Consider the following 22,802-nt stretch of genomic DNA (forward strand, 5'->3'; position numbering starts at 1 on the left):
TGGCTAAAATACTGACCGGAATGGTGTCTATGAAAACACAAACACGGCCGGAAGGCTTTCGTCCCATTGAATACGTTATTTTTGCCGCCGTCACCTTTATGGTGATGGTCATCTGCGTCGCGGTCGGCAGCGTCTATATCCCCATCAAGGACACGATGACAGCTATATGGAACTCGATTTTCAGCCTGCCTGTCCCCGAGGGCATCTCACAGGCCGTCATCGTCTTCGTCCGGCTGCCGCGCGTTTTGGCCGTCGCACTCGTCGGCGCGGCCCTCTCACTATGCGGCGCGGCCATACAAGGCCTTCTGCGAAACCCGCTGGCCGATGCCTCCACCATGGGCGTCTCGTCCGGCGCTGGCGTGGGCGCTGTTTTATTCCTCGCCTTCGGCGTCGCCATACCCGGTGTCTCCGGCTTTGGGACGATGGTTTGCGCCATGGTTTTTGCGTTTTTGTCGATTCTCATCATTCTGGCGCTGGCCAGCAAAGTCGACTACTCTTTTTCCACAAACACGATTATTCTCATCGGTCTCATATACACGATGTTTGCCAGCTCCGTCATCAGTCTCGTTGTGACCTTTTCCGGCGATAACGTCCACACGATTATCAACTGGCTGATGGGGTCTCTCGCCGGGTCGAAATATAAAGAGGTTTTTATCCTGCTAGTCGCCCTTCTGATCTTTGGAGCGGTTTTATTATTCTTCGCCCGGGAGCTCAACGCCTTCGCCGTCGGCGAGGATAACGCCCGGACGATCGGTATCAGCGTCAAGCGCTCGAAATACATCATTCTCATTGCTGTCTCCGCACTCATCGGCATCTGCGTCTCCATTGGCGGTACGATTGCCTTTGTCGGGCTAGTCATCCCGCATATGACACGCATGATCGTCGGGCCGAATCATAAGCGGCTTTTGCCGGCTTCTCTCTTCTCCGGCGCGTCGTTTTTGATGCTGGCCGACCTTTTGGCGCGGACGCTTCTGAATCCCCGCGAGCTGCCCATTGGCGTTGTCACGTCGTTTTTCGGGGCATTTGCATTTATCTTTATATTCTATCGGGCAAGAAAGGCAAAATGAGGCATGCTTAACGTTAAAAATCTCACTGTTCAATTTGGCAGCCTCAAAATCGTCGATGACCTGAATTTTGAGGTCCGGCCACAGGAGTGGCTGATGCTCGTCGGGCCGAATGGTGCCGGCAAAAGCACTGTTGTCTCCGCTGTTTCGCAGCTGATTTCCTATAACGGCAGCGTATTGTTTGAAGGAACAGACCTGTCCAAGCTGAAACCTAAAAAGGCGGCAAAGCTTTTCGGCGTTTTAACGCAAAACCACACCGTCGGCTACTCTTTCACCGTTGAGGAGGTCGTCCGGCTCGGGCGGTACGCGTATTCAACCGGCTTCTTCGGCGAATTGAGCACAGAAGACAAGCAGAAGATTGACGACGCCATCGCCATCACCGGCATGGAACGATACAGAAAACAGTCTGTCTTGACACTCTCCGGCGGCGAGCTGCAGCGGGCATTTCTCGCACAGCTTTTAGCGCAAGACCCGCGTCTATTAATCTTGGACGAGCCGACAAATCACCTGGACCTTGTTTTTCAAAAGCAAATCTTTGAACTCGTCCGAACGTGGTTGAAAACGCCGGGCAGAGCCGTTGTCTCCGTTGTGCACGATTTAAACCTCGCCAAGGCTTATGGCACGCACGCCGTTCTGCTCGACAAGGGGCGCATCGTTGCCAAGGGCGACGTCGGCACCGTTTTGTCGCCCGAAAATCTCAACGACGTCTACAGCATGGATGTCTGTGCGTGGATGCGCCAGCTGCTCTCGCAGTGGGAAAAGGGGCGCTGAGATGGTTATTCACGCCTTTCAAAACGGGGACACGCTGGAGCGTCAGGACCGCGCGCTGATTGCCCGCTTTCACGGGGAGCGGCGCGTTTTGAGCACGTCCGTCTTAAACGGTGGCTGCCGCGATAACCTGCAAGCCGCCTTTAACCATGACTGCAAGCATAACGGCGTTAAAAACACGCCTTTAAAAGCGCCGACGTATGAAGCGCACCTGGCGCTTATCGCCGAGGAGTTCGGGCTTGACGCCCATTTTGCAACCGGCCTGTCAACAGCGGCCGATATGGACAATGTCGCTGTCATCAGCGAAACATATGATGATTTGACGGTGACAGCGGCTGTGACGGGCGGGATCGATGTAAACGGCGGACGTGTCGGCGACCCGGCGGACTGGCACGAGGGCGCCGGGGGGTGTATCCCCATCTCCGGCACCATTAACATTTTGCTTTTTATTGACGCAAACCTGCCGGAAGGGACGCTCGCGCGCGCACTCGTCACATGCACCGAGGCCAAGACGGCGGCGCTGCAGGAGCTTCTCGCGCCGAGCCGTTATTCAACGGGCATCGCAACAGGCTCCGGAACAGACGGCACGGTGATTGTATCAAATGCGGCATCCTCGCTGGTCCTAACGTTTGCCGGGAAGCATTCTAAGCTCGGCGAGCTCATTGGGCGCAGCGTCATGTCCGCCGTCAAAAAAGCCCTTTTTCTGCAAACGGGGCTTTGTCCCGCGCAGCAGTTTGTCGTCTTCGCCCGAACAGAGCGGTTCGGCCTGACGCGCGCACGTTTTCTTGAAAAGTACCCGGCGATTAATGTTTTGCGACTCGACACGCTTTCAAAAAGCGGTGAACTTGTTGTCATGACGTCTTTATTTGTCCATCTGCTCGACCAGCTGCAGTGGGGGCTTATCTCCCCTGCCGACGCCCAAGCCGGGGCGAAAAAGCTGCTTGAGGGTGCTTGGGATCCCGGAACGGCGGGGGATGGCGGCGTAACCGATACGCAGCAGCGGATGATTGCGGCGTTTGAAGCGGCGCTTGTGACGATGTCGGAAAAATAAGTGGTGGGAGCGGCACCATTCCCCTCATCAGTCGGCTTTGCCGACAGCTTCCCCCAGGGGAAGCCTTTGGGCGGCGGGCGAACAAAGTTCGCCCCGACGGGAGGCGAGGATGACTTCCCCCATGGGAAGCCTTTGGGCGCTTGATAATCGCCGCAACAACATTGTTTTTGTAGGGACGGCCATTGGCCGTCCGCCGTTGCCGGATACGGGCGGCATGGAAACCCGCCCCGACGGGAGGAACAATCGTCACTCGCGGAGGCAGCAGCACGTTTAAGATTGGGTCATCATACGATGGCCCAAATTTTTCGGGATACAAAAACAAACAAGGGGCAGACACAAGGTCTGCCCCTACAGCATATCGGGCGGATATGGAATCCGCCCCCTACTGGGGTACGACTATTTGACGGTGACGTTGTAAACAACGGTGTTGTCGGCTGTTGCTGACGCTTCGCCTTCCCAGTCTCTGTAATACTTGAAGGTAAGCGTTGCCGTTCCGGGTTTGAGCGCTCTGACGTTCCAGACTTCTGTGCCGCCAGTGCCGACGAGGTTTTGATTCGCTGGTGGCAAATATGCTTCTCCTGCCGGGGCGAGGACGCTATTATCCGAAACCGCGAGGTGCCAGCTGTATCCGGTGGATGGGTTTGACGTTAAGGCGACGCGTCCAATATCGCCCACGGCGAGTGTGTTGTCACCGGGCCGGAGCGTGACGGGCGCATACAGAAAGCTGAATGCATCGCTGAGATACGGGCTTAAATCGCCGTAAGGCACGTTAAACTCCTGAATTCCGGCAGCGTATGGGAAGTATTCGTACTCCTGAAAATAGAACACAGCGCCGCTGTTAGAGAGATAATAATCGGGGTCTGCTCCGACGTCCTTAAATGGGCTGAAGTCAAACTCATACAAGTCTCCCAATGCAACGCGCCGGTCGATTTCCCGCCGGATGGCCGCATTAATAAAGGCCGTATAGTCCGTCCCCGACTGCATGAGATCGGCGAAGGCCAATGCCTTCCCTGTCGCGAGGTCATACGTCAGGGATGTTTGAACCGTGGAACCGTGCGCGCCACCGGCGTATTGATAATTATAAAACACGACGCTGAGAAGGCCGTTTTGATTATACATCACGAGATAATCAAAAACCGTTTCGCACCGGTTAACCGAGCCTGTGTAGCCGTCTTTAATCGCCTGCTGCATATTAGAGGCGTTTTGCTCGCCCTCTGTGACGGCCTGATCGGCCAGATTTTTAAACGCCGCGTTCATGACCGTCTGCGCCGCGTTGTCATCCAGCCCGGAAATTTCGGGATACTGTATTGTAATCTTAAGAAATTCTTTCTCGTCGGCTGTTCTAACGGTATTGACGGTGATATTATTTTCGAGCCGACGCGTGAGCGTAACAGACCCGCTGTCATAATGCGCATTGACTGGGATGACCGTTCCTAGAAGGCCGGAATCAATATACGTGCGGCCGGACAGCACTTGTATCCCCGCACCGCTGACAACGCCCGCGAAGAATGCGTGGTTGTTCTTCGTGACCGTCTGACCGGTTACATCCAAAACAATCGTATCATCGCCCTTTGTGATGGTAACCGTCTGAACACCGCCGTCAGTTGACCAGATGACGGTGTAACCGAGCGCCTCACAGACGGCGCGCACGGGCAGAAGCACTATCTGGCCGTCCAGCCGGGCCGGCGCCCCAAGTGTCATGCCGTCGAGCGTGACGGGCGCCGTGGCAGGCGCCGCCGCGCGCGCACCGACGGGGAGCATACAAGCGAGCATGCTCAGCGCCATAAGCCATCGAAGAACCTTTTTCATCCGTGTCACACTTCTCTCCGCCCGCGCGTTTGAGCTGATTAGCCTGGGAACGCGACGGTCTTATTCGTCGTATTACCGGAGCTGTCCGTTTCCGTATAACTGATGATACCATCCGTCCACGATAAAATTTTGAAAAATCCTGTCGTGTTTGTTTTGCTGACGAGCGTCGTTGTTTTCTTGTCGGCAACGGAATACACCGTAACGGCAATAGACCCGCTATTATCCTGGCTTGCCGTGGACAGGGCGATAAAGAGGCTGTCCGGGCTCCAGATGGGCGGCGAGGGAGAAACGGTGACAAGGTCCGGCGTTACGGATTCCAGCGTTTTGGCGTCGTAAAGCGTGCTGGTAATCGTGCCCGGCCCCATATGGCCGACATTGATGAGAAAATGGCTGCCATCCGGCGACCAGCTGAAGCCTGACGTTGTCCCGCCGTTGACCGTTAAAAATTTCGGGTCGTTTTCGCCTGTTTTCCAGGCGTAAATTTTACTCGAATCAGCTGTGTCAACAATATAGACGACCATGGACGAATCCGGTGACCATGTGACATCGTAGGCCTTTTGCGCCGTGAGCGTCTTGCCGATCTCCGTTTTTGTCGGGCCTGCCGGTGAAGGCGACGGACTTGGTGACGGGCTTTGGGAAAACGCCGGTGTTGCCGGAGTTGAGGCAGCTGGCGCGCCTGATTTACCGCACCCGGCCAGGTAGAGCAGCCCCAGCGCGATGAGGACGACAGCGAAAAGCTTCATGGTTTTTGTATCGGTCAGTTTTAACATGAAAAGGCCTCCTTAAATCATGCCTTTAGTTTGACGCATTTTCATGAAAACATTTATTTCGGCAGAAATTCTGTTTTCACCATGCCTTTAAGCGTTTCATATGAAATCGGGAACTCCTGAATACCAGCGGCATAGGGGAAGTATTCGTATTCCTGGAAAAAGAACACCAAACCGTCTTTCGTCATATAGAAATCAGGATAATCGCCGATATCTTCAAAGATGACAGGCTCGCTGAGTTCGTCCGACCCTGTCCGCTTATCAATTTCTGCTCGGATGGCCTTGTTGATGACGTTTTTGTATCCGCTGCCGGAGACCATCAAATCGCCGAGCGTCAGCAGCGTGCCGCTGTTGAGGTCGATCGTGATGCCGGTTTCGGCAACGCCGCCGTGCGCGCCGCCCGTATAGCGGTAATCCGATATCAGGACGCTAAGAAGCCCGTTTTGATTGTATTCAACCGTATAGCCAATCGTGATTTCGTACGGCATGGCATAGTCTAGATTCGATTCGGCGTCTTGCTTGGCCAACGCTTCATACATCCCGGCGTCTTTTTTAGCCGAGTCGGCATAGGATTTGAAGATCGAATTGATCGCGTTTTGCTCTTCGGCGTTCTGCAAGCCGGTGAGCTTTGGCACGTCGACGGTGAGCGTCATATAGTCGGTTTTATTTGACGCTTTGTCCGACACAACGGTGACGGTATCAACAGTTTGTTTATCTGAAACGGATGGTGATGGTGCGCCGGTCGAAGTGCCGCCCGCGCCGGTAAGCTTGTTAATCATGGCACAACCGGATATTAGGGACAGCGCAAAAAGCGTGACAACGCAAAGAAGAAACCACTTTTTCATAAGACGCCTTCTCTCTGTTAAATTTACAGCCTCATTATACCATGTTTTCACAGCGACGCAACGGTGGCAACCACCGCTGCGCACGAAGAATAATTTCATTTCAATGGAACAAAATCGAATGAGCGCCGTCTCTTCTGATATTGACGAATAATCAAACAAAAAGTTTCATGGGGGCATAAAAATGTTTCGGTTTAAAAAAGCAACTGTCTTGCTCAGCGCCGTTATCCTGTCACTTTTGCTGCTCGCGTCCTGTGCATCGAATGCCGCCGTTGTCGGCGGACAAGCCGCCTCCTCCCCTGCCGCATCCGATACCGGTGAAAAAGGGCGTCTTGAAAAAGCGACCGCGTGGGCCGAGGCCGTTAAAGCCCGTGACGGGAAGGGCCAGTATAATTTGATGACGAAGGCGTTGCAGGAGAAAGTTTATAACGATTTTGCCGGACTTAACTGGGTCACCGGCACGTCAAGCCCGTGGGTAACGGATTACACCGTTTCTGAAAAGGACGGCAGCGCGGCTGTTGTTTTCCATTATGCCACTTCGACCGGCCCGGCCGGTTCCTATGAGCAGGACCTGACGTTTAAAACGGAGGACGGCACATTAAAAATCGACAGCATCTCCGAACCAAAAGCCGTTTTAAATACCGCTATGAGCCTTGAAGACCTCACAAAACTTCTCGGCCTGACAAAAGATGCGCTTATTAAAGCCATCCCTGAGACACCGGTCACTGTTGATGAAGGCGGCCTCGGCTTTGAAAAGACCGGCATCCGCGTCTGGTTCGACAATGAGTCGTACACAACCGTGGCACAGGTGCTCATCCTGTCGGACGCGATTGACATCAATGGACTGAAGCTTGGCGACAGTTTCGAGGCCTTTAAGGCAGTTTTCGGTGAGCCAATGAGCGACACGAACGGCGATGCGCATTTCAAATACGGCGACATGTATCTCTCGGTCGTGCGTGACCCGGCTGATCAAAGCGGCAAGGTCATTGCCGTTTACCTGCTAAGCGAGAATTTTTAGAGGGTCTTCAATAATTGCAACATCAAAAGAGACAGGCTACCGCCTGTCTCTTTTAATTGATGCGCCTGAAGGGACTCGAACCCACACGCCTCGCGGCACAGGAACCTAAATCCTGCATGTCTACCAATTCCATCACAGGCGCGCTGTGCATTCGATTGTAGCACAAGACGGTGTCCGCTGCAAGCGTTTGCTTTTATGGCATGCCCATAGGTGAAGTCGGCCAGATTGCTTCAATTAAATTCGGGCTAAAGTTTATTTCAAATCATCCGATATGTATGGTAGAAAAAAGTTCATATTCGGCAAAGCCATCGAAAGGTGGCGGCGCAAAGCTAAAGGGGCTAAAGCGATTACTCGCTATGCCAGCCAGTTGCCTGTCTATTAAGGCAGTATTCATGCAGCTGGCTTCCTTTGACACCATGTTGAAAGGAAGTTTTTTCATGAAAAAAGCGATTTTTGCAGTTATTATCACCATTTTATTTCTGCTGGCGGCGGCCTCCCCCGTTTCGGCCGGGCTGACCGAATGGGCTGCCGTTTCCGAAGGTAACAGCCAAATCGTCACATTGTCACAAGCCGACTGATTTCCGCTCTTACAGGCAATAAAAAATATCCCGCGCCTCTGGCGCGGGATATTTTCAGTTAAAGCCGTGTTTATTCCCCGCCCTGATCAAACGTCGTCAGCTCGCCGTCTTTGAAGATGATATAGGACTCACTGTTAACGACAAAATCTTCGTTGAGACTTGATTTGCCGATGATGCTATCCGGTTCCGCTGTCGCCGTCAGCGTGCCGAAGGCGGCAATATTGTCCTTATCAAAGAAGGAACGGATAACCTGATATGTGCCGTTATCATCTGGATAGTAATATTGCGCGGCATAAGCCCCGCCGAGATTGATATACTCGAAGAACATCGTCACGGTGCCGTCGGCATCCTTCAGTGTTGACGTCAACTGATCCTTCGCGGGGTCGTATTGGCACGTCTGTGTAACGGCTTTACCGTCTGAATCGTTGTATGTAATACTGTAATTATTGCCGCTGCCGGTGACCTTGACATCCTTCACGCCCATCATGGTCAGCGTCGACTGCGCCACCGCCGCGTCCTGCGTAAAGGCGGTCAGCCACAGCATGGACATATCCATCAGAGAATAGCCAACAAGCGTCATCGCCACGCCGAGAGACTCGGGGTCATCCGAACTGACAGAATTCGAGATTCTATCAATCGCATCACCTTTCATATCCATATAAGCACTATATCCATCGGACGGACTTTTTGCGTTTGAAGGCGACGGCGACGAAACACGGGTATTATCACTTGTTGACGGACCGGCCGTATTTTTTGGGATGCGTACGCAGCCGCTCAACAGCGACACGAGCATAGCCGACGCCATGAGTGCTGCTATTAGCTTCTTCATAAAACTCTCCGTTCTATTGATTGGCATGAACACAGGCCGCTTTCAAGGACTTTTACAGCGCCGCGCCGCCCTTGCTGAATTTTTCGGCCATATTGCCGATAAGCGGGATTTTAAATTCTTCGTAACCGTAAGCTTTCACCATGGCAATGATGGCAAATACCGTTAGGATTACGCCAATGATAACGAGAACAGCGGACATCGCAACGGCACCCGGCGCGGAAACCCAGTAGTAATAGTAGTGTGTCGCAGCGTATGCGGCGTTGATAATACCGATGATGATACTAAAGACAACGGTGAACAGCCAGCTGATTGCTTCCAGAATAAGCGCCTGCATCGCGTGAAATTTAACGAACGGGCTATCTTTTTCCAGGAAGAAAATGACGAGGGGGGCTGCGAAGGCAACATATTTTATAACCGGTATCCAAGAGAGCAAAAAGGCCGCAAGATAGCATAACAGTGCCATCGTGTTCGCGTCCATGCCGAGTGATGATCTGTGCGGATTGACTTTCATTTTAGTTCCTCCCCAATTTAAAATGACTGACTGCACATTTTTTTCTGAATTTATCGTCAAAATATTACCATATGGCATGTCTGAATGCAAGTACTGCGCGGAAAAAAGACACAAACGGGGGATTTTAAATGAGCATTTGTTCAAATTCTTCTTCCGACAGGATCGGAACGCCGAGACTCTCGGCCTTCACGCGCTTGGAACCGGCGTCCTCCCCGGCGACGACATACGTCGTTTTTTTCGACACGGATGAGGAGACGGTACCGCCGTTTTGTTCGATGAGCGCCGTCGCCGCCTCTCGCGTGTAGCGGGACAGCGCGCCGGTCAAAACAAACGTCTGGCCCTGTAACCGTGTGGTACGGGCTGTTTCACGCGCCGCCATGTTCACACCCGCTTCCCGGAGGCGGCTGATGAGATCCTGCGACGGCGGGTCTGAAAACCATGCTCGGATGTTCTGGGCCGTCACAGGGCCGATGTCCCCGATGGACGTGAGGTCTTCTTCGGCGGCGTTTTGTATAGCGTCAAGCGACGGAAAACGCCCGGCGAGCGCCTTAGCGGCGCTTTGCCCGACCTGCGGGATGCCAAGTGCGTAAATGAGGCGCGAGAGATCGTTATCCCTTGAACGGTCGATGGCCTTGACAAGATTTTCAGCTGACTTCTTGCCGAAACGCGGCAGACAGGACAGCGTCTGTTCGTCGAGCCCGTACAGATCGCCGGGCGTTTGGACGAGGCCTGCGTCAATAAGCTGCTGGACGACGGCGATGCCAAGCCCCTCGATGTCCATCGCCCCGCGGGAGGCAAAATGGACAATGTGGCGCAGGCGCTGCGCCGGGCACTCAGCACCACGGCAGCGGATGGCTGCGCCGTCCGGGTCGCGCAGGGCGGGGCTGCCGCACTCCGGGCATATTTCTGGGAAAACATAGGGCTCAGCATCCGCCGGCCTTTTCTCAAAGACGACGCCGAGCACCTCGGGGATGATTTCCCCGGCCTTACGCAGGAGGACGGTATCTCCCACCCGGATATCTTTGTCGCGGATAAAATCCTCGTTATGAAGCGTGGCGTTTGTCACCGTTGTCCCGGCCAGACGCACCGGGCGGACGATGGCCTTTGGCGTTAAAACACCCGTCCGGCCGACCTGCACAGTGATATCGAGAAGCTCAGTCTCCTTCACCTCCGGCGGGTATTTAAAGGCAACAGCCCAACGCGGCGCTTTCGCCGTGCTGCCGAGGGCCTGGCGCGAGGTCAGCGCGTTGATTTTAATGACAGCCCCGTCAATATCGTAATCGAGTGCGTCACGGCTGTCACCGAGGCGCATGATGCGCTCGATGCAAGCGTCCATAGACTGCTCGCGCGACCAGTCAACGACGGGAAAGCCAAGTGTTTTGAGATAGGAGAGCGTTTCATCGTGTGTTTCAAACGGCGTGCCGCTGATGGCCTGAATATTAAAAACAAAGATTGACAGCCGCCTGGACGCCGCCACGGCCGGGTCAAGCTGGCGCAGGGAGCCTGCGGCCGCATTGCGGGGGTTTGCCAAAAGCGGCTTGCCTTCAACCTCGCGGACGTCGTTGAGCGCCTTGAAAACAGAGCGCTTTAAATAAACCTCGCCCCGGACAACAAGGTGTTCCGGCGCATTATCCAGCTTTTTTGGCAGGCTTTTAATCGTTTTAAGATTATCCGTCACGTCCTCGCCGACGAGGCCGTCGCCGCGCGTGGCACCGCGCACGAATACGCCGTTGTCGTAATACAGGGCAACGGACAAGCCGTCAATCTTCGGCTCGACGATATAGCCAGCGCTACCGGCGGCGGCGTTTACCCGTTCGTCAAAGGCGCGAAGCTCGTCAAAAGAAAAAACGTCGTTGAGGCTCTCGAGCGGGACTTCGTGCCGAACAGGCGAAAACACTGCCGAGGCTGTGCCGCCGATCATCTGCGTCGGCGAGTCGGGCACGACGAGCGCTGGGTGCGCTTTTTCCAGCGCCTTGAGCCTGTTCATCAGCCGGTCATAGTCATAATCGCTCACGAGCGGATCGTCACGGTCATAATAGGCCGCGGCGTAGCGGTTAAGCTCTGCGCGCAGGGCTTCTATTTCTTCTTTGGCATTCATACGGGTTTAACCTCCGTTGCCGCTGAAATCGGCATAGACATTAGGGACGCTGCCGACGATAACCGTCTCGCACACGACCAGCTGTGTTGTGACCGTCTTGTCGACCGGCGCCGACCCGGGGACAAACAGGGTGACGCCAATGGAAACGTCCAGCAGGATTTGATGGCGCGTCTGGTTGATGCCGGCTGCCGAAAAATTATTGATAAAATCGACGTGAACGGCGGCGACCGACATAATTTTAACCGTAAATTTTGGGCCGCGGCCGGAAAAGATAACGCCGCCGATGGCGTTGCCGATCGGGATTTTCAGGTCTGTCATGGATTGTGAGCTGACAGCGTTTATAATACCTTTTGTCAGCCGCGCTTTGAGTGTATTCATCAGCGCCATGTTTGTCACAAGCGCCGTGACGTCGCCGTTATCGCCTTTTTCAAGCGTGACGAGCTGTGAATAGTCAAACGCGCCGTCGGAAATTTCCTGGTCAACGACGTCATTGATTTCTTCGAGGATCCGGTCGCCGACGATGGCACAGGCCGTTTTCTGCATCAGCGGCCGCAGCTGGAGAAAAATAATCGATAAAGCGGCTGTCAGCACGAGGAAATTGACGAGGAGAAAAATAAAAAGGCGTTCCGCACGGCTCATTGGCTTGAAATAAAAATTTAGCCGCAGCTGTTTTCTTTTTGCCCGGCGGTAAAACATACGCAGCACCTCCCCGGCAGGCTGTCTAAGCCGCTATTGCCCGCCTAGAGCAACTGTATGCGTCGTTTTACCGAATTATTTGTCAAGGAGCCTGTCTGCGGCCAGCATGACGGCTAGCCTGCCGGACTCAAAGGTGAGCGCACCCTGGAGATACGCGGCATACGGCTCGCGCATCGGCCCGTCGCACGAGAGCTCAATGGACGAGCCCTGCACAAACGTCCCCGCCGCCATGATGACGGGGCAGCCATAGCCCGGCATGTCCCATGGCTCGGGCGTGACGAACGCGTCCACCGGCGAAGCAGCTTGTATGCCCTCACAGAAGCGCCGGAGCTTTTCAGGGGCGCCGAGCGAGACCATCTGAATGATGTCCGACCGCCGATCATCCCACTTTGGCGACGTTTCAAACCCCAGAAGCGATAAAAGCCGCGCTGTAAAAACAGCCGTTTTGAGCGCCTCGGCCGTCGTGTGCGGGGCCGTGAAAAAGCCCTGATAGAGAAGCCTGTTGTTGAAAAGCGTTGCCCCGCATTCGCCGCCGATACCCGGCGCGGTGAGGCGGAAGGCGGCCTTTTCAACGAGATCCTGTCTTCCGGCGACGTAACCGCCCGTCGGCGCGAGGCCGCCGCCGGGGTTTTTGATGAGCGAACCGGCCATGAGGTCCGCTCCCAAATCGGTTGGCTCGCGCTCCTCGGTAAACTCGCCGTAGCAGTTGTCAACAAGGATGACGGCGCGCGGGTTTTTACTGTGGACAAGCGCGCAGATATCACCGATATCGGAAACAGACAGAGCCGCGCGCGTATCGTACCCGCGCGAGCGCTGGACATAGACGGCGGCAATGGCCTTGTCCGTCACTTTTTCGGCAATCGCGTTTATATCGGGGCGGCCGCCGGGCGTTAGATCGGCCTGCTTATATGTGACGCCGTAAGAGGCAAGCGAGCCGGGATAGCCACCCTCAAGGCCGATGACGCCACGCAGCGTGTCGTACGGCAGGCCCGTTACCGACAGGAGCGCGTCCCCCGGCGCGAGGGCGGCGAACAGGGCTGTCGTGATGGCATGCGTCCCGTTGACGAAGCCGATGCGGACGAGCGCCGATTCGGCGCCGAAAACGTCGGCATAAATCCTGTCGAGCGTATCCCGCCCCTTGTCGCCGTAGCCGTACCCCGTCGAGCCGGTGAGACAGCCGTCCGAAACGCGGTGCTTTTGAAAGGCCGCAAGCACCTTTTGTGTGTTGTAAAATGCGACGCGGTCAATCTCCGCAAGGCGCGGGGCAATCTCGCGCAGCGCCGTCTCCGCGTGCTTCATTATCTCCGGGCTGGGCGATACAATCATTCCTGTTCTCCCACTTTTTCTAATAAAAGGCCGCAAAGCTTGAAAACGGCATCGAAATCGTCGAGCGCACCGACGCAGGCGGGTGAATGAAGGTATCGCAAGGGCGCTGATATTGCCAGCGTCTGAACACCGCCAAGTGACCGCTGAACGGCGGCCGCGTCCGTCCCCCCGGCGACAGTCGTTTTCGTTTGCCAGGGGATACCATTTTCATCGGCCAGTGTTGTTGCCAGCACAAAAAGCTCTCTGTCGTAAATCGTGCCGCCGTCCATAAACGGAATAACGGCCCCCTTGCCGACGAAGCAGACCTTTTTGCCGGATGAAACGGACGGCAGGTCGGCCGCCGTCGTACCCTCTATGATGAGCGCAACGTCCGGCGCGACGCGGTAAGAAGCCGCCAGAGCGCCGCGCGTGCCAACCTCCTCCTGAACGGTGAACACAAACGTCGCATCGACCGGCAGGTCGGACTCCAAAAGCATTAATAAAACGGCGCAACCGACGCGGTCGTCCAGCGCCCGGGCTTTGACAAGGCCGTTTCCGAAGGTGCGCAGGCCGGAATCGAAAATGCCCGTGTCGCCGAGGGCGACGCTTGTCTGGGCCTCTTCCCTACTCGCTGCGCCGATATCGATATACATATCCTCAACGGGTGGGATTTTCTTCCGCTCGTCCTTCTTGACGAGGTGATATGCCTTGCTGCCGATGACGCCATAAACGCGCGCCGGACCGAGCAAGACGGCCTTGCCGAAGAGAACGCGCCGGTCGATGCCACCGACAGGAGCAAATTTCAGCGTACCGTCGTCGGAGACATCGGTAACGATGACGCCTACTTCGTCCATATGCGCGCAGAGCATGATCGATTTTTTAGGCGTTTTTCGGCCTTTTTTGAAGACAATCAGGTTGCCGAGAACATCTTCCGTCACACGGTCGGCACACTTCTCGGCACGGGCGCGGATGAGCGCGCGGACCGCGTCCTCCGTCCCGGAGACGCCGCTTTTTTCGCAGAGGCATTCGAGAAGGTCAAGCATGGCGATCGTCTCCTTTCAGCGCTTTGGCGATTTCACACAGGAGCGCGGCCGTCGCTTCGGCGTCCTGGACGCTGATGACCTCATGGCTGCTGTGCATATATTTGAGCGGCACGCCGACAAGCGCCGTCGCCACGCCCGACTGCGTGACCTGTACGACCCGCGCGTTCGTGCCGGAGTCGCCGTCCGGCTCGACGCCGATTTGATATTGAATGTTTTTGGCTTCCGCAAGCGCCTGAAGCTTTTCCGTCAGCCGCCTGTTCATATTTGGGCCTTTGGAGATGACGACACCGCCGCCCTGCTCTTTCGTCTCCGGCGTTTTGCAGTCGGGTGTTTTGGCGTGGCCGACGTCAACGACGACGCACCAGTCCGGAAAAGTGGCATAAGCGCCCGGCTTGGCCCCGCGTGTGCCGACCTCCTCCTGAACGCTGAACAGGACGATAAGGTCCACATCGAGCGGTGTTTGGCCGATCAGCTCCAGCGCGCGCAAAACAGCGGCGACGGAGACCCTGTTGTCAAGCGCTTTGCCGCAGATGAGCCCGTCCCCAAAGCGCCGCGAATCGGCAGCATAGACAGCCGGTGTGCCAAGCGGGACCTTTGTGAGGGCCTCCTCCGGCGTCAGGCCGACATCGAGATAGAGGTCTTCTATTTTGATCGTCTTGTCCCCTTCCTCGCCTTTTAAAAGGTGCGGCGGCAGGGCGGTGACGACGCCGATGACGGGCGGCTCTGTCAAAACAACGAGCTCTGAGGCCGGGAGCATACGCGCGTCAACGCCGCCGAGGGGCGCAAAGCGGAGGAAGCCCTCTTCCGCACCCGTAATGATAAAACCAATTTCGTCAAAATGCGCGTCCAGCATCAGTTTCGGCGCGCCGTCGCGCCCACAGCGCCGTGTACCAATGATATTGCCGAGCGTGTCAGTCGTGACGTCGTCCATAAAAGACGCAAGCAGCGCTTTGATGGTTGTTTGAGCTTCCGCTTCAAACCCGGCGGGGCCTTTGAGGGCGGACAGCTTTAAGATGGTGTCGATCAATGCCATATGATTACTCCAATCCAAGGATGATGTCTTTAAAAGTATTCCCGCGTTCCTCAAAATTCTTAAACCGGTCGAACGACGTGCACGCCGGGGAGAGCAGAACGACGTCCCCTGCCCGCGCCGCTTGGTGCGCGGCGAGGACGGCCTCTTGAAAATCGGCTTTTTCAATGATCTCGGGCAAGCCCTGATAGCTAGGCGCATTTTCAACGGCGGCGCGGATTTTTCCGGCCGTGAGGCCCGTTAAAACGAGCGTTTTGACGTGGTTTATGATTGCCGGGCCGAGATCGTCAAACGCAACGCCCTTGTCCTTGCCGCCCGCGATTAAAATGACTTTCTGGGGGAAGGCGCGCAGCCCGGCTGTCGTCCGCGAAGGGCTGGAGGCGATGGAGTCGTTATAATAACGGACGCCGCGAAGCGTTCGGACAAGCTCGATGCGGTGGGCAACACCGCGAAACGTCTCAGCGACGCGCACGCATGCTTCCCGACCCACAAGGCCGCGAACGGCGGCGAATGCCGCCATGAAGTTTTCAATGTTGTGGACACCGGGCAGGAGAATCTGCTCGGCGTTGAGGATCGGCGACGCTTCGCCGCCGGAAACTTCAAAAATCGTCCCACCTTCTTGGAACACACCGTTTTGAACGTGGCTTTGGCGGCTGAAAAATCGGACGGCGCCGCGCGCTGTGTCGGCAAACGCGCGTGTAATGTCGTTATCACAATTTAAAACAACGATTCCCGTTTCATCCTGATACTTATAAATGTTTCGCTTGGCCTCGACGTACTCTGCCATGTCACGATGCACGTCCAGATGGTTCGGCGAGACGTTTGTGACGACGGCGACGGCGGGGCTTTTCGCCATCGTCATCAGCTGGAATGACGATAGCTCTAAAACCGCGATGTCATCCGGGGCCATCGCGTCGGCGCGCGTTAAAAGCGGCGTGCCGATATTACCGCCGACGTGGACGGTATAGCCGCCTTCCTGTAGGATCGCGGCGATAATCGATGTCGTCGTCGTCTTGCCGTCAGAGCCCGTTACAGCGATGATGCGGCAGGGGCAAACATCAAAAAAGACCTCCATTTCAGAGGTGAGGATTGCCCCGTGGGCAACAGCCGCCAAGAGTTCCGGCACGTCCGGCCGCATGCCGGGCGTCCGGAAGATGACATCGGCGTCGAGTGATTTCAGATAGTCATCACCGAGGCAGAGTGACGCACCCAGCGCTTCGAGCCTGTCTGCCGACGCGCCGAGCTTGGCGCGGTCTGCTTTGTCACAGGCGGTGACGGCAATACCGTTTTGGAGGAGCCTTTCAATGAGCGGCGTGTTGCTCACGCCGATGCCGATGACGGCGACTTTTTTGTGTTTAAGGGACGTTATATAATCGGCCAGTTTCAATTCATCACCCCGGAATTTATTTGACCCTAAGGAAATCTTACCCTATTGTACCGGTTATTATATACTGCGCGCGCGTCATTTTCAAGGTGAAGCGAGAAGGGTTTGCGCTCTTGGTTGAAATGGGCAAACACGAGGTCTGCCCGGACGGCGGGGACGGGGCGGGCGAACGCCGTTCGCCCCTATGCAGGTACAGCGGGAACGATAAGTGCGGTAGGGCGTAATGCAGGATAAAGCGGCGGGCGGACGGCCAATGGCCGTCCCTACATACTGAGGTTGTTATGCCCTATAGACGGGCGGATATGGAATCCGCCCCGACGGATGCGCAGCACCGTGACGTTGACATAAAGCTCGTTTTATTGTAAAATATAAGAGCGAGTAAGTCGGACAGCCGCGGGGGAAAGCCGAAAGGTTTCCCGTGAGGAAAGTCCGGGCTCCACAGGGCAAGGATAACGGGTAACGCCCGCCGAAGGCGACTTCAGGACAAGTGCAACAGAGATATACCACCGTCTCCGGTGTTACGGAGGCGGTAAGGGTGGAAAAGTGAGGTAAGAGCTCACTCATCGGCTGGAGACAGTCCGGTGCTGTAAACTCTATCCGGAGCAACACCGTGGAGAGAGCCGTACTTGAGTGTACAGGTTGGCCCGACCGCTCTCAGGAGGTGGCTTGAGCCCATTGGCAACGATGGGCCTAGATAGATGGCTGTCTAAGACAGAATCCGGCTTACAGACTTACTCGCAACAAAGCAGGCTGCCTCAAACGAGGCGGCCTGTTTTGTTGCATGGCGGCGAGCTTTGAAGGGCAAGCACAAGGTCTGCCCCTACGGGCGTACCAATTAAGCGGGCTGACAGCGATTATTAGCCTTCGCCCCGGGAGAACAGATTGTGACGCTGTGTGACAAGCCGGCATATAATGCCCTGCAACATTATTTAATTTTTGTAATTGGAGTGCGAAAACGATATGAGTTTTCAGTATTACGCGCTGCCCCAAAACACCTCCGGGGCGGCGCTCATCCCTATTTCGAACGCACCAACGCCGCTGGCGTTTTTGACCGTAGTGACCGACGACGCCAACAATTTAGTCACGCTGCGGGCGAATATTGGCTGGCGCGCGGCACTGTCGACAACACGCATTATTTATAAAATCTGGCGCACAGCACCCGGGACGGGCACGCTTGTCTGCAGTGTTCAGGACGGCGCGGAAAACTTCAACGATTACGCTGCAACGACCGATTTTTCCGACGTCGTCACCGTCACACCGAACCAGCCCGTGACCTTTATATTGACAGCGGAGACCGTTGACGTTGGGGCGCAGGCGTCCGTTGTCGGACCGCTGTCCTTTACTGCTTTCGGGACAAATCTGACTGTCATTAGCTACTATGAGCTCATTAACAACACGGTCGGCGGCGCTAATATCCCCATTGCGCAGGCGCCTGTGCCGCTCGCCTATTTCACCGTGAACGTCCAGGCCGGGCAAACCGTTATCCTGCGGCCGAGTGTCTGCTGGAACATCACCGGCTCTTCCCTTCCGAAAGTCGATGTGCTGTTCAAACTGTGGCGCGGAGCGCCCGTCACCGGGACACTCGTCTGCAGCGCTGACGACAGCGCCGACGTGGAGCGGGCCGCCGTCACATCGTTTTCACATGTCGATTCCGGCTTCACCGCGGCGCAAACCGTCACCTATGTCCTGACGGCCGAAGCGCCGGATATAAATCACGCGGCTAATATCACAGGTGCTTTGACGGTGACGGCGTCTGTTCAAACGGTCGGCGCGTATGCCGTCTTGCCGCAGAACACATCCGGCAGCGTCAGTATTCCACTGACGACGGCCGGAACGCCACTGGCGTCACTCACGCTGCCGATAAGCGCCGGGATGCTTGTCAGCCTGCGCGCCGCCGCCGGATTGGCTTTTTCAAGTGGTACCAGCTCCGGCACAGTTCCCGTCCTTTATAAAATATGGCGCGGCGCACCGAACACCGGCATACTGATCTACAGCACACTTGACAGCGGCGAGACAGGCTTTGACAAATTCAAGGTAACAGCTCTCGGCACCGTTGACAGCGGCTTCACAAGCACCGGACAGGTCACGTATACGCTGACGGCCGAGCTCGTTAACGCATCGGCAGCGGCCAGCATTATCGGCCCATTAACGTTTACGGCCGTACCGGAAAATTAAACGACGACGGAGCGCTAAAAAAGGCCGCCCTAAACAGGCGGCCTTTTTAGCGCTCGGCAGCGCATTATTTTTAGAACCCCATTGTTTTTAGTTCCGAAACTATATCAACATAAAAGTCGGTGATATCCGATATGTACCCGGGCTTTACTTGGCGTGTGAAAGGCGACCGGCGCAAATCAATGACATCAAAATGCGATATCCCGCGTTTTGAAGCGCCGCGCAGCACACCCCGAAAATTCGTCCACTGCGCCGACGCCACTGAGACGAGCCCATCATTTTCACCTTCCAGGCGTTTGACAAATAAATGAGGCAGAAACATAAACACATCACTAAAGGAACGATCCATGGCGGCAGCGTAGCTTTGATAGTAAACGTTATCATCATCCGGATTTTGTTCATTAAAGTGCTCAGCCTCCAGCGTTGAGAAGCCGCGCGTGGCGTTATAAAAATCGGGGTGCCTGTCACCCAGCGCGCGAAAGGATATATCGACGAGCGCCGCGGCTATTTTATAGAGTGAATCAGGAACCCGGCTATAGGCGTCTATTGCTTTCATGCCACGGTGCGGTGTTGCCAGCGTCGTCAAACTGGCGATTTTATCCGCCATGCCTAACGACGATATGAGATACCGGGCGTCCAGCCCGCCTTTTGAATGGGCGATTAAATTGATTTTTTCATACCCGTGCTCTTTAAAAATTCTTTCGATGTTTTCTTTAATCTCAAGAGCGTTTTCTTTGATCGTCCCCCAGCTGTCCTGCATGCCGTAAAATATCGTGGCACCGTGTTCCTCTAAAACCTTGGGTATTCTGCCCCAATAATTGAGGCTCTTAAAATCACGGAACCCGACACCGTGCAGCAGCATAATGGGGTATTTTGTATGGCAGCGCGTGTCTTTTATTGGTGATACATGACTCAATCATATCCACAGCCTTTCAGCGAAATCCGCCGGTATTAGCGGTATAAAGCCGATTTTTAGGATATTATACCACTCCTTGGCGGTATTTCAACGGTTAAAAAAACAGGGTATTAAATCGACTTGATTTAATACCCTGTCATACGGTTGATTCTTTTGCGTTATGCCTGCTTCAGCGCGGCCTGAGCGGCGGCGAGACGGGCGATGGGGACGCGGAACGGTGAGCAGGAGACGTAGTTGAGGCCAATGCTGTGGCAGAACTCAACAGAAGACGGGTCGCCGCCGTGCTCCCCGCAGATACCGATTTTGAGGTCCGGGCGGGTGGCGCGGCCGAGGGAGACGGCCATCTTGACAAGCTTGCCAACACCTGCCTGGTCTAGCCGTGCAAACGGGTCGGACTCCAGAATCTTTTTCTGATAGTACGCATCGAGGAATTTCGCGGCATCGTCACGGGAAAAGCCGAACGTCATCTGCGTCAAATCATTCGTACCGAAGGAGAAGAACTCGGCTTCCTTGGCGATTTCGTCTGCCGTGACGCAGGCGCGCGGAATCTCGATCATGGTGCCGACCTTATACTTCAGGTCTGAGCCGCTGTCTTTGATGAGCTTGTCGGCTGTGTCAACAACGATTTTTTTGACGTACTGAAGCTCCTTGACCTCACCGACAAGCGGGATCATGATCTCCGGCACGAGATGCCAATCGGGGTGCTTTTTGCTGACATTGATGGCAGCCTTGATAACGGCATTCGTCTGCATGACGGCGATTTCGGGATATGTGACGGCGAGACGGCAGCCGCGATGGCCCATCATGGGGTTAAACTCATGGAGCGAGGCGATAATCTCTTTGATGTCGTGGACGGATTTACCGAGATCTTTTGCCAGAAGCTCGATATCTTCTTCATCTGTCGGCAAGAACTCGTGGAGCGGCGGGTCGAGATAACGAATGGTGACGGGGCAGCCCTCCATCGCCTCATAAATGCCTTCAAAGTCGGACTGCTGCATTGGCTCAAGCTTCAAAAGCGCCTTCTCACGCTGCTCAACCGTGTCGGCACAGATCATCTCGCGGATTGCCGGTATGCGCTCGGCATCAAAGAACATATGCTCGGTGCGGCACAGGCCGATGCCCTCAGCGCCGAATTTGCGCGCCTGCGCGGCGTCCTTTGGCGTGTCGGCGTTTGTGCGGACGTTAAGCGTTCTGTAAGAATCGGCCCAGGCCATGATGCGGCCGAATTCGCCGCCGATGGCGGCGTCCGTCGTCTTGATGGCTTCGCCGTATATATTGCCGGTTGAGCCGTCAAGACTGAGCCAGTCGCCTTCTTGATACGTTTTGCCGCCGAGCTCAAACGTTTTGTTCTCCTCGTCCATCTTGATGGCGCCGCAGCCGGCGACGCAGCAAGCGCCCATGCCGCGCGCCACGACGGCGGCGTGCGACGTCATACCGCCGCGGACCGTCAGGATACCCTGCGCGGCCGCCATGCCTTCGATATCCTCCGGGGACGTTTCGAGGCGGACGAGAATGACTTTTTCACCCTTCTGTGCCCAGGCCTTGGCCTCTTCGGCGGTAAAGACAACTTTGCCGCAGGCGGCGCCGGGTGACGCAGCAAGACCGGTGCCGATCACCTTGGCGTTTTTCAGTGCCTCGGCGTCAAACTGCGGGTGTAGGAGCGCGTCGAGCTGCTTCGGGTCGATCATGAGAACGGCTTCCTTCTCGGTGATGAGACCCTCATCGACAAGGTCACAGGCAATTTTGAAGGCGGCGGCGGCGGTGCGCTTGCCGTTGCGCGTCTGCAGCATGAAGAGCTTTTTGTCCTCAATCGTAAACTCCATATCCTGCATGTCGCGGTAATGATTTTCAAGTTTGTCACAGATTTTGACGAAATCGTCATAAGCGCCGGGCATAACGTCTTTGAGCTGGTCAATTGTCTGCGGTGTGCGGATACCGGCCACAACGTCCTCGCCCTGCGCGTTCATCAGGAATTCACCGAAGAGCTTTTTCTCGCCGGTGGCAGGGTTGCGCGTGAAGGCAACGCCTGTCCCCGAGGTGTTGCCGAGGTTGCCAAAGACCATCTCCTGCACGTTGACGGCCGTGCCCCAGTCGCCGGGGATGTCGTTCATACGACGGTAGACAATGGCACGCGGGTTATTCCAGGAGCGGAAAACGGCCTGAATAGCGCCCATAAGCTGCTCTTTCGGGTCGGTCGGGAAGTCAACGCCGAGCTTTGATTTATATGCGTCTTTAAATTGCTGCGCGAGCGTTTTAAGGTCGTCAGCCGTGAGCTCGGTGTCCTGCTGAACGCCGCGCTCTTCCTTCATTTTATCGATAAGCGCCTCGAAGTATTTTTTACCGACCTCCATAACAACGTCGGAATACATCTGGATAAAGCGGCGATAGCAGTCATACGCCCAGCGCGGGTTGCCCGAGCGGCGTGCCATGACCTCAACGACATCTTCGTTAAGGCCGAGATTGAGAATCGTATCCATCATTCCGGGCATGGACGCGCGCGCGCCGGAACGGACGGAGACTAAAAGCGGATTTTCCTGATCGCCGAATTTTTTGCCTGTCAGCTTTTCGAGCGTCGCGACGTATGCCATGATCTCCTGCTGCAAATCGGGCGAAATCGCTTCTCCGTCATCGTAGTATTTGGTGCACGCTTCCGTCGTCACGGTAAACCCCTGCGGAACGGGCATGCCGAGATTTGTCATTTCAGCGAGGTTGGCGCCTTTGCCGCCAAGCAGCGCTTTCATTTTGCCGTTGCCCTCCGAGAAGAGGTAGACGTATTTTTTGTCCACAATGATCCCCCTAAAGAATGATTTTGCAAGGATTCAAACAAAAATATTATAGCTATTCCTTCCTGATAAAACAATATTTTCGTAAAATATTCGTGAAAACTTCCATCAATTTAATGCGATAGTGCAAAAAAGTTT

Annotated in this window: 19 protein-coding genes, 1 tRNA gene, 1 other RNA gene and 1 riboswitch; of the genes, 7 read left to right on the forward strand and 14 right to left on the reverse strand. The window is 55.4% G+C overall.

Annotation, left to right across the window (positions count from 1 at the left end; translation table 11 throughout):
* The first annotated feature begins 29 nt into the window (after positions 1-29).
* The 3 genes from IZU99_07190 to IZU99_07200 are packed head-to-tail and all read left to right on the forward strand — an operon-like array spanning position 30 to position 2,883.
* A complete protein-coding gene (locus IZU99_07190) occupies positions 30-1,067 on the forward strand; it encodes an iron ABC transporter permease (GenBank protein ID UOO37053.1) in 1,038 nt (345 codons plus the stop codon).
* A gap of 3 nt (positions 1,068-1,070) precedes the next feature.
* Positions 1,071-1,835: an ABC transporter ATP-binding protein gene (locus IZU99_07195; GenBank protein ID UOO37054.1), complete on the forward strand. Its 765-nt coding sequence runs from the start codon at positions 1,071-1,073 to the stop codon at positions 1,833-1,835.
* Position 1,836: 1 nt separating this feature from the next.
* Entirely contained in the window at positions 1,837-2,883 is a 1,047-nt protein-coding gene (locus IZU99_07200) for an adenosylcobinamide amidohydrolase (protein ID UOO37055.1), read from the forward strand.
* A gap of 396 nt (positions 2,884-3,279) precedes the next feature.
* On the opposite strand, the gene IZU99_07205 is transcribed toward IZU99_07200, so the two are convergent.
* Genes IZU99_07205 through IZU99_07215 form a run of 3 tightly spaced genes read right to left on the reverse strand, consistent with a single transcriptional unit; the run spans position 3,280 to position 6,304 of the window.
* A complete protein-coding gene (locus IZU99_07205; GenBank protein ID UOO37056.1) occupies positions 3,280-4,701 on the reverse strand; it encodes a protease inhibitor I42 family protein in 1,422 nt (473 codons plus the stop codon).
* A 29-nt stretch (positions 4,702-4,730) separates the two neighbouring features.
* Positions 4,731-5,462, reverse strand: a complete 732-nt coding sequence (locus IZU99_07210; GenBank protein ID UOO37057.1) for a hypothetical protein — start codon at positions 5,460-5,462, stop codon at positions 4,731-4,733.
* A gap of 53 nt (positions 5,463-5,515) precedes the next feature.
* Positions 5,516-6,304 carry a DUF3298 and DUF4163 domain-containing protein gene (locus IZU99_07215; GenBank protein UOO37058.1) on the reverse strand — a complete coding sequence of 263 codons (789 nt, stop codon included), beginning with the start codon at positions 6,302-6,304 and terminating at the stop codon, positions 5,516-5,518.
* Between the two features lie 181 nt (positions 6,305-6,485).
* Here IZU99_07215 and IZU99_07220 point away from each other — a divergent pair, with 181 nt between their 5' ends.
* The gene (locus IZU99_07220; GenBank protein UOO37059.1) at positions 6,486-7,319 is read left to right on the forward strand and encodes a hypothetical protein; all 834 of its coding nucleotides are present in this window, start codon (positions 6,486-6,488) and stop codon (positions 7,317-7,319) included.
* A gap of 60 nt (positions 7,320-7,379) precedes the next feature.
* On the opposite strand, the gene IZU99_07225 is transcribed toward IZU99_07220, so the two are convergent.
* Positions 7,380-7,461 (reverse strand) — tRNA-Leu (locus IZU99_07225).
* 146 nt (positions 7,462-7,607) lie between these two features.
* Positions 7,608-7,694: riboswitch (cyclic di-GMP riboswitch) on the forward strand.
* Positions 7,695-7,756: 62 nt separating this feature from the next.
* On the opposite strand from IZU99_07225, the gene IZU99_07230 reads away from it, so the two are divergent.
* Positions 7,757-7,897: a hypothetical protein gene (locus IZU99_07230; protein ID UOO37060.1), complete on the forward strand. Its 141-nt coding sequence runs from the start codon at positions 7,757-7,759 to the stop codon at positions 7,895-7,897.
* Positions 7,898-7,967: 70 nt separating this feature from the next.
* Here the strand turns inward: IZU99_07230 and IZU99_07235 are convergent, their stop codons facing one another.
* The 8 genes from IZU99_07235 to IZU99_07270 form a co-directional block, all read right to left on the reverse strand.
* On the reverse strand, positions 7,968-8,726 hold the full coding sequence (locus IZU99_07235) for a hypothetical protein (protein UOO37061.1): 759 nt from the start codon (positions 8,724-8,726) through the stop codon (positions 7,968-7,970).
* Between the two features lie 52 nt (positions 8,727-8,778).
* Positions 8,779-9,237, reverse strand: coding sequence for a DUF4870 domain-containing protein (locus tag IZU99_07240; GenBank protein UOO37062.1), 459 nt, complete (start codon positions 9,235-9,237; stop codon positions 8,779-8,781).
* 124 nt (positions 9,238-9,361) lie between these two features.
* Entirely contained in the window at positions 9,362-11,335 is a 1,974-nt protein-coding gene (ligA, locus tag IZU99_07245) for an NAD-dependent DNA ligase LigA (GenBank protein UOO37063.1), read from the reverse strand.
* A gap of 6 nt (positions 11,336-11,341) precedes the next feature.
* On the reverse strand, positions 11,342-12,031 hold the full coding sequence (gene yunB, locus IZU99_07250; protein UOO37064.1) for a sporulation protein YunB: 690 nt from the start codon (positions 12,029-12,031) through the stop codon (positions 11,342-11,344).
* 75 nt (positions 12,032-12,106) lie between these two features.
* Positions 12,107-13,357: a methionine gamma-lyase family protein gene (locus IZU99_07255; protein UOO37065.1), complete on the reverse strand. Its 1,251-nt coding sequence runs from the start codon at positions 13,355-13,357 to the stop codon at positions 12,107-12,109.
* Positions 13,354-14,379 (reverse strand): M42 family peptidase, encoded by a 1,026-nt coding sequence (locus IZU99_07260; GenBank protein UOO37066.1) that lies wholly within the window; start codon positions 14,377-14,379, stop codon positions 13,354-13,356. The genes IZU99_07255 and IZU99_07260 overlap by 4 nt, the downstream gene beginning before the upstream one ends.
* A complete protein-coding gene (locus IZU99_07265) occupies positions 14,372-15,412 on the reverse strand; it encodes a M20/M25/M40 family metallo-hydrolase (protein UOO37067.1) in 1,041 nt (346 codons plus the stop codon). Before IZU99_07265 ends, IZU99_07260 begins: the two co-directional genes overlap by 8 nt.
* Positions 15,413-15,416: 4 nt before the next feature.
* Positions 15,417-16,796 carry a UDP-N-acetylmuramoyl-L-alanine--D-glutamate ligase gene (locus IZU99_07270; protein ID UOO37068.1) on the reverse strand — a complete coding sequence of 460 codons (1,380 nt, stop codon included), beginning with the start codon at positions 16,794-16,796 and terminating at the stop codon, positions 15,417-15,419.
* Between the two features lie 372 nt (positions 16,797-17,168).
* Between IZU99_07270 and rnpB the strand changes: the two genes are divergently transcribed.
* Together rnpB and IZU99_07280 are read left to right on the forward strand one after the other, a co-directional pair.
* Positions 17,169-17,535: RNase P RNA component class A (gene rnpB, locus IZU99_07275), an RNA gene on the forward strand.
* A gap of 218 nt (positions 17,536-17,753) precedes the next feature.
* Positions 17,754-18,968 (forward strand): hypothetical protein, encoded by a 1,215-nt coding sequence (locus tag IZU99_07280; protein UOO37069.1) that lies wholly within the window; start codon positions 17,754-17,756, stop codon positions 18,966-18,968.
* Between the two features lie 70 nt (positions 18,969-19,038).
* On the opposite strand, the gene IZU99_07285 is transcribed toward IZU99_07280, so the two are convergent.
* Together IZU99_07285 and IZU99_07290 are read right to left on the reverse strand one after the other, a co-directional pair.
* On the reverse strand, positions 19,039-19,881 hold the full coding sequence (locus IZU99_07285) for a hypothetical protein (GenBank protein ID UOO37070.1): 843 nt from the start codon (positions 19,879-19,881) through the stop codon (positions 19,039-19,041).
* A 158-nt stretch (positions 19,882-20,039) separates the two neighbouring features.
* On the reverse strand, positions 20,040-22,667 hold the full coding sequence (locus IZU99_07290; protein ID UOO37071.1) for a pyruvate, phosphate dikinase: 2,628 nt from the start codon (positions 22,665-22,667) through the stop codon (positions 20,040-20,042).
* Positions 22,668-22,802: the final 135 nt, after the last annotated feature.

The organism is Oscillospiraceae bacterium CM, from assembly GCA_022870705.1.
Taxonomy (GTDB): Bacteria; Bacillota; Clostridia; order Oscillospirales; family Oscillospiraceae; genus Sporobacter.

Excerpts from the sequence above, each read along its gene's own strand:
- IZU99_07190 (UOO37053.1), top strand. The coding sequence starts at position 30 with ATGAAAACACAAACACGGCCGGAAGGCTTTCGTCCCATTGAATACGTT.
- IZU99_07195 (UOO37054.1), top strand. The coding sequence starts at position 1,071 with ATGCTTAACGTTAAAAATCTCACTGTTCAATTTGGCAGCCTCAAAATC.
- IZU99_07200 (UOO37055.1), top strand. The coding sequence starts at position 1,837 with ATGGTTATTCACGCCTTTCAAAACGGGGACACGCTGGAGCGTCAGGAC.
- IZU99_07210 (UOO37057.1), bottom strand. The coding sequence starts at position 5,462 with ATGTTAAAACTGACCGATACAAAAACCATGAAGCTTTTCGCTGTCGTC.
- IZU99_07215 (UOO37058.1), bottom strand. The coding sequence starts at position 6,304 with ATGAAAAAGTGGTTTCTTCTTTGCGTTGTCACGCTTTTTGCGCTGTCC.
- IZU99_07220 (UOO37059.1), top strand. The coding sequence starts at position 6,486 with ATGTTTCGGTTTAAAAAAGCAACTGTCTTGCTCAGCGCCGTTATCCTG.
- IZU99_07230 (UOO37060.1), top strand. The coding sequence starts at position 7,757 with ATGAAAAAAGCGATTTTTGCAGTTATTATCACCATTTTATTTCTGCTG.
- IZU99_07235 (UOO37061.1), bottom strand. The coding sequence starts at position 8,726 with ATGAAGAAGCTAATAGCAGCACTCATGGCGTCGGCTATGCTCGTGTCG.
- IZU99_07240 (UOO37062.1), bottom strand. The coding sequence starts at position 9,237 with ATGAAAGTCAATCCGCACAGATCATCACTCGGCATGGACGCGAACACG.
- ligA (UOO37063.1), bottom strand. The coding sequence starts at position 11,335 with ATGAATGCCAAAGAAGAAATAGAAGCCCTGCGCGCAGAGCTTAACCGC.
- yunB (UOO37064.1), bottom strand. The coding sequence starts at position 12,031 with ATGTTTTACCGCCGGGCAAAAAGAAAACAGCTGCGGCTAAATTTTTAT.
- IZU99_07255 (UOO37065.1), bottom strand. The coding sequence starts at position 13,357 with ATGATTGTATCGCCCAGCCCGGAGATAATGAAGCACGCGGAGACGGCG.
- IZU99_07260 (UOO37066.1), bottom strand. The coding sequence starts at position 14,379 with ATGCTTGACCTTCTCGAATGCCTCTGCGAAAAAAGCGGCGTCTCCGGG.
- IZU99_07265 (UOO37067.1), bottom strand. The coding sequence starts at position 15,412 with ATGGCATTGATCGACACCATCTTAAAGCTGTCCGCCCTCAAAGGCCCC.
- IZU99_07280 (UOO37069.1), top strand. The coding sequence starts at position 17,754 with ATGAGTTTTCAGTATTACGCGCTGCCCCAAAACACCTCCGGGGCGGCG.